The organism is Trabulsiella guamensis ATCC 49490 (assembly GCF_000734965.1).
GTDB classification, from domain to species: Bacteria; Pseudomonadota; Gammaproteobacteria; order Enterobacterales; family Enterobacteriaceae; genus Trabulsiella; species Trabulsiella guamensis.
The window spans coordinates 1-6,682 of record NZ_JMTB01000076.1; the positions used below are offsets into that span (position 1 = coordinate 1).

Here is a 6,682-nt window from a genome sequence, read left to right on the forward strand (position 1 = left end):
CTGCATGGCAGAGGCGTTCGGGCAGGATTAACGCAGACCGAGCTGGAAAATCAGCGTTTCGGCTTCGCAGCAGAAAACAAAATCGATATCGAGCTGCACCCCATCACTCACTTCCGTGAAAGTCGGGGTAATTTTGCATGGCTCAGATTCCACGCCGCGCGCTTTCGCGCTCAGCTGCGCCAGCGTCTCTTCCGCTTCTGCGCGATTCGCGAAAACACGGCTGTACGATGCGGTGCAATCGGTGTTGTCCATAATGGTGCCAACATCCATACAGCAGCAAACAGGGGTTTCATCAGCACTGCATTTACTCATTGTAGATTTCCTCTGCATTTGCACCCAGGGTGCCAGATAAACAATGCTGATATTTTACCCCCCGAAATGCACGCTCTCCAGTTGATAATGTGCTGAATGCGCGTTTGTGAGCGAAATCACAATTAAAAATGATCTAAAACAACAACCGCCCTCATTTGTGTAACAAGGTGGCCCCATTTTTGCCACCGGGATCGCGTTTCTGAGATCATAATTGAAAAATTTCATAAACAAAGTTGCAACATTCCATCTGGTCAGACCTATACTCTGCGCACTGGTCTGATTTCTCAGAATCACTCCAGACCCTACACTTCGCGCTTCTGTTACGGCATGTAACAAATATTGAATAAAAAACTCAATGAGGTTATGGTCATGAGCCAGAAAACCCGGTTTACCAAGTCTGCTCTCGCAGTCGCAGTGGCACTAGTTTCAACGCACGCCTGGTCTGCAGGTTTCCAGCTAAACGAGTTCTCGACATCTGGCCTTGGCCGCGCCTATTCAGGCGAAGGCGCCATTGCGGATGACGCCGGTAACGTCAGCCGCAACCCGGCGCTGATTACGATGTTCGATCGCCCGACGTTCTCGGCAGGTGCTATCTATATTGATCCCGATGTCAATATTACTGGCAGCTCACTGCGTCCTGGCGGCAACACCAACGCGGACAATATCGCGCCGACCGCCTGGGTTCCTAATGTTCACTTTGTGGCGCCAATTAACGATCAGTTTGGTTGGGGCGCGTCTGTGACCTCTAACTATGGTCTTTCCACGGAATTCAATGACAACTACGCGGCAGGTGAATACGGCGGCAAAACCGAACTGGAAACCATCAACCTGAACCTGAGCGGCGCGTATCGTCTGAACAATAACTGGAGCTTCGGCCTCGGTTTCAACGCCGTTTATGCGGATGCGAAAATCGAACGTTATGCGGGCGAGCAGACGGCTGGCGCGGGTCTGGCAGCGCCGGGCACCCAGATTGCTAAACTGAAAGGCGACGAATGGGGCTTTGGCTGGAATGCCGGTATTCTGTATGAGCTGGACAAAAACAACCGCTATGCGTTGACCTACCGCTCTGAAGTGAAAATCGATTTCGACGGCGACTATAAGAGCAACATTAACTCACTGGCAAACGGCCTTCCGGGTGCAGGAACCGCCTTCCCGTGGGGCACTTCCGGCTCGACCATTCCGGGTTCTCTGAGCCTGCATCTGCCGGAAATGTGGGAAATCTCTGGTTACAATCGCGTGGCACCTCAGTGGGCCGTTCACTACAGTGTGGCTTACACCAGCTGGAGCCAGTTCCAGGAGCTGAAAGCGACCGGTTCTCAAGGTCAGACGCTGTTCTATAAAGACGAAGGCTTCAGAGACTCTTACCGTCTAGCGCTGGGTACGACCTATTACTACGACGATAACTGGACATTCCGTACTGGTATCGCGTTCGATGACAGCCCGGTTCCGGCAAACAACCGTTCTATCTCCATTCCGGATCAGGACCGTCTGTGGCTGAGCGCCGGGGCAACCTATGCGTTCAACGAAGATGCCTCTGTTGACGTGGGCGCGTCTTATATGCACGGTCAGCACGTCACTATCAAGGAAGGTCCTTACACCTTCCGTTCTGAAGGTAAAGCCTGGCTGTTCGGCACCAACTTCAACTACAGCTTCTGATAAGAAGCCGGACATAAAAAAGGTGAGCTAATGGCTCACCTTTTTTCTTTTCTGATCCTGTTACTCGGAATCGATCTCTTTCAGTTCGTCCTGAATCGCCTGCGCGTTCGGGTTCTCTTCCGGCTTCAGCTGACCGCCGTTGGCGATAAAATCATGACGCTGGAAGTACGCTTCACGCACCGTGATGTAAGGATCGGAAGACTGACGCAGCAGGCCGTCGGAATCAAGCAGTTGCGCGCGCGTTTCGATACCTTCCACCGCCCATTTACCGATAGACATCGGCCAGGTCAGCCACGACAACACCGGATACAAGCCATCCGCCATGTCACCGCCTTCATCACGCAGTGTAAAGCTCCCATAGAACGGAAGCTGCATATAAGGACCGTAACCCACGCCATAATGACCGAGCGTACTGCCGAAACGGTGCGGTTCCACGCGCTGAAGTTTTTCGTTAGCCATACCCGCGACATCCATCAGGCCGCCCATCCCCAGCAGGGTATTCAGGAAGAAGCGCGTAAAATGCACCATCCCCTGATATGGATCGCCTTTTAAGAAGTAGTTAACCATGATAGCAGGTTCTTCAAGGTTGCTGGTGAAGTTACTCACGCCGTTACGCGCCGGTTGCGGGACGTAATCACGCCACACTACCGCCACAGGGCGCACAACATACGGGTCCAGCACGTTAAAGTTGAAGCTGTACATGGTGCGGTTGAACCCTTCAAACGGATCTGAACGACCCTGCTGTTGCTCACCGGAACTGGCGCAACCCACCAGTAATGTCGCACCCAGCGCCAGCGCTGACAGGCGAAATTTCATAGAGGTCTCCCTGATTAGTATGGCTCTTGCTGATTGCCGTCCATGACGGAACAGATTGAAATTCCGTCTTTTGTTAGCCGCAAATTGTAACAGCGCACGGTACGAAGTCTATATCCGGAAAGGCAGATATCAGCGTTCAGCATAGCGTGGAGCGAGTGATCTCGACCCTGAGGTGATTTTATACATATTTTGACATAACCGTATCGCTATTCTTGCCATCCAGGCAAATTAAGAATTACGCCCTCCCGCCCCGTTCGAAAAAACCACTACGCTTACAACTGGCCCATCATGCGGAGTATTTGCCGATATGCCTCAGCTAAATGACGATAAAATTGATAAACACACTGATGATCTGGAAGTGGAAAGCGATGAGAAGATACAGGGAAAAAAGATAGAGCTTGACGAAGAACAGCTCCCCTCACGCGCGATGGCGATTCATGAACATATTCGCCAGGATGGAGAAAAAGAGCTGGAGCGTGACGCGATGGCATTGCTATGGTCAGCTATCGCCGCCGGACTCTCAATGGGCGCTTCACTCCTGGCAAAAGGGATTTTTCATGTCCATCTGGCAGACCTGCCCGGCGGTTATCTGCTGGAGAACCTTGGCTACACCTTCGGCTTTATTATTGTCATTATGGCCAGACAGCAGCTGTTTACCGAAAACACTGTAACGGCGGTACTGCCAGTGATGCATAACCCGACACCGGGTAACCTTGGTCTGTTGATACGGCTGTGGAGCGTGGTGCTGCTCGGTAATATCATCGGCACCGCTATCGCGGCATGGGCGTTCGAATATATGCCCATATTTAATGAGGAGACCCGCGACGCGTTTATCGGCATCGGCATGAAGGTGATGGAAAACACCCCCGGTGAGATGTTCGCCAATGCCATTATTTCTGGCTGGATTATCGCCACCATGGTGTGGATGTTTCCCGCCGCCGGCGCCGCAAAAATTGTGGTTATCATCCTCATGACCTGGCTTATTGCGCTGGCAGACACGACACATATTGTGGTTGGCGCGGTTGAGATTTTTTATCTGATTTTTAACGGCACGATCTCCTGGTACGATTTTATCTGGCCGTTCGCTCTGCCGACGCTGGCGGGTAATATCTGCGGCGGCACCTTTATCTTCGCTCTGCTCAGCCACGCGCAGATCCGCAACGACATGAGTACGAAACAGAAAGAGAAAACGCGTCTGCAACAACAGGCAAAAGAAGAAGAATAACCGGGCGGTGGCGAGAGTTTGAGCATTCAGCCGCGCAGCACTTAACGACCCGGTTGAAAAACGCTATACTCGTGCCGCTTCGTCCCCTTAGTTAAATGGATATAACGAGCCCCTCCTAAGGGCTAATTGCAGGTTCGATTCCTGCAGGGGACGCCAGATGCACATTTTCTTTGTTTCTGTTTGCCGGTGCCATACGTTTGGTGCAAGGCGGGCCTTTTTCGTTCTTATTTATCCTCTTTTCTCTGATTTCACATTTCAAAAACCTCACGACGCTGTTAAGAATCAGAACAAAAAGCCAGTTAACCCCATCACACCAGTCATCATCCTTTATATAAAGCCGTTTCACAGCTTATTATCTTGCGAAAATAAACTAAGAGCATTTCATTCGTTAGGTTAATCCCTTGCACGATAAAATATCCTTAACGGAGCGTATTAATACAGGGAGGTGAATTGACCAAACACCCACTTTTATTTAATGCGTTACATAATGAGCAGAATTTTCAATACAACAAAGGAACCGGGATGGGTTCCTTAACCTACAATGAAATGCGGACAGAGTTGTAATTTATGAAAAAATCATCGAGCACATCAGGATTCAGACCGAAGAAAATTGCGTTAATATTAAGTGCGCTGTTAGCAACAGCATCATTCCCGGCCGTTTCGGCACCAGTATATTATAAAATTGATGAATCAACACAAGCGGCTGATCGCACCCTGAATTTTGCAGACGGGGCTGAGATCTCAGGAATTGAAGTTGTTGTTAATGACGGCGTCGTTAATTTTAACGATAACACAACCATAAACAGCACCGGTTATAAAAATCCGATAGGCTCTCAGGATATTCATTTTGCCCATCTGGATGCTGGCGAAATTAATCTGGGGAAAAATTTCACACTTAACTTCACACCATCGACAACCCCCCATAACATTGATGGTTTTGAACTCTATGGCTCAGGTAGACTTACTGCGGAAAATTTAACCCTGAATAATTTGAACGCAGCCTATGAACCTGAGATGTTATATGTCGGGGGAAATGCTGTCGCGACGTTAACCGGTCTAACTAAAGTCACTGGCGGTGGCATCATGACCGGCTCGAAAGGCGTCCTGAATGCTGAAGATATCGATATCTCCTGGAGCCGGCCTGATACTTATGATGCGTCGGATTCGACGGACACAGGGATCAATCTTCAGGGTGATGAAACACATATTACCGGGGACGTTGCTATTAACATCACTTCTCCGACCTTCTATCTGTATGGCATCCGTGATTTCGGTGATGCTGAGTTTGCCGGTCACACTAATATTCAATTGACCGGCAACTCTGTGCAATCGTACTCAGACGTCACTGGTATCCTTTTATTCGATCCTAATACCTTCTCTGCCGCGACCGGTAAGCGTGTATTTAATGAGGTGACGATCAAAGCGAAGAGCAATACCGTGGATGGGTTTGTTGATGGCTTACTCTACCTTGGTCAAAATACCTACACCGATTTATCCGTGAATAAAATTGATATCGATGTTTCAGGTAACGATATCGTTCGCGGGATCTATTTGTGGGGTAAGAATCAACTCACAACATCAAAACACCGTATTAATGATGCCACTATTAAATTGTCAGGTGGCGATGCTGCCACGCTGTGGGGATTTTTCAGCCTGAACCTAAGTGAAGATACGACTCCGGTTCAATGGGATGCTGACACCATTGTTAATAACATCACCATCAAATCCGAAGGCGGTAAAGACGCATATATGCTCTATCAGGCTGATGCTGAGTTTACCGGGGATGTCATTTTAGGTGACAAATTGTCTTATGATTCTGTCGCCGGTACGCTGTATTCCATTTATGGCAAGTATGGTTCGACGGATATCGTCAACAATAACAAGCTGGTAGCCTGGGGTAAAATGCTCGCCAAAGGTGACCATGCCATTAATATCATCTCCGGCGATAACTCCTATATTTATGGTGATACCCAGCTTGAAGATCAGGGGACGATCAACCTTGCACTAAACGGCAGCAACAGCCGCTGGGATATGGTCGCCGATTCGACACTGACCACCCTGTCGCTGAAAGACGCAACCCTCAACTTTATGCCTGCCAGCACGTTGACGCGTGGAGCGGCAACCTTCAAGACACTGACGGTGAACGGCGATTATACCGGCACGAACGGCAACATCGTGATGAACACCCAACTGGGTGATGACAGTTCGCCGACTGACCGCCTGATTGTTAACGGCAATACCAGCGGCACCACCAATGTAACGGTACTGAACGCTGGCGGTGCGGGTGACCACACCATCAACGGTATTGAGCTCATCAGCGTGGCAGGAACGTCTGACGGTGAGTTCAAACAAAACGGCCGTATTGTTGCCGGGGCGTATGACTACACGCTGCAGCGTGGCGAAGGCCAGAATGCGAAGAACTGGTATCTGAGCAACGAACTGCCTGCCGAAACACCTGTTCAGCCGGATCCGGTGGATCCAACCGTTCCAGTGACACCAGTGCCTGCCCCGCGAGAACAGGCCGTACGCCCGGAAGCAGGTCTGTATGCCATGAACCTGCAGGCGGCCAACAACCTGTTTACCACCCGTCTGCATGACCGTCTGGGTGAAACGCATTACGTTGACGCCCTGACCGGCGAAACCGCCGTCACCAGCATGTGGCTGCGCAATATC

Annotated in this window: 5 protein-coding genes and 1 tRNA gene; 4 read left to right on the forward strand and 2 right to left on the reverse strand. The window is 50.2% G+C overall.

What is annotated here, in order from left to right; genetic code table 11:
* Positions 1-27 precede the first annotated feature (27 nt).
* Complete coding sequence (locus tag GTGU_RS11050) at positions 28-312, reverse strand: YfcZ/YiiS family protein (protein ID WP_038156759.1); 285 nt, start codon at positions 310-312, stop codon at positions 28-30.
* A 369-nt stretch (positions 313-681) separates the two neighbouring features.
* Here GTGU_RS11050 and fadL point away from each other — a divergent pair, with 369 nt between their 5' ends.
* Positions 682-1,968, forward strand: a complete 1,287-nt coding sequence (gene fadL, locus GTGU_RS11055) for a long-chain fatty acid transporter FadL (protein ID WP_038156761.1) — start codon at positions 682-684, stop codon at positions 1,966-1,968.
* Between the two features lie 60 nt (positions 1,969-2,028).
* Here fadL and mlaA read toward each other — a convergent pair whose 3' ends face one another.
* Complete coding sequence (mlaA, locus tag GTGU_RS11060; RefSeq protein ID WP_038156763.1) at positions 2,029-2,784, reverse strand: phospholipid-binding lipoprotein MlaA; 756 nt, start codon at positions 2,782-2,784, stop codon at positions 2,029-2,031.
* 307 nt (positions 2,785-3,091) lie between these two features.
* Between mlaA and GTGU_RS11065 the strand changes: the two genes are divergently transcribed.
* The 3 genes from GTGU_RS11065 to GTGU_RS11075 form a co-directional block, all read left to right on the forward strand.
* The gene (locus GTGU_RS11065) at positions 3,092-4,009 is read left to right on the forward strand and encodes a formate/nitrite transporter family protein (protein WP_038156766.1); all 918 of its coding nucleotides are present in this window, start codon (positions 3,092-3,094) and stop codon (positions 4,007-4,009) included.
* Positions 4,010-4,090: 81 nt separating this feature from the next.
* A tRNA-Arg gene (locus tag GTGU_RS11070) sits at positions 4,091-4,165 on the forward strand.
* A gap of 858 nt (positions 4,166-5,023) precedes the next feature.
* Positions 5,024-6,682: autotransporter outer membrane beta-barrel domain-containing protein (locus GTGU_RS11075; protein WP_245609609.1), on the forward strand; the 1,659-nt coding region annotated here is incomplete at its 3' end.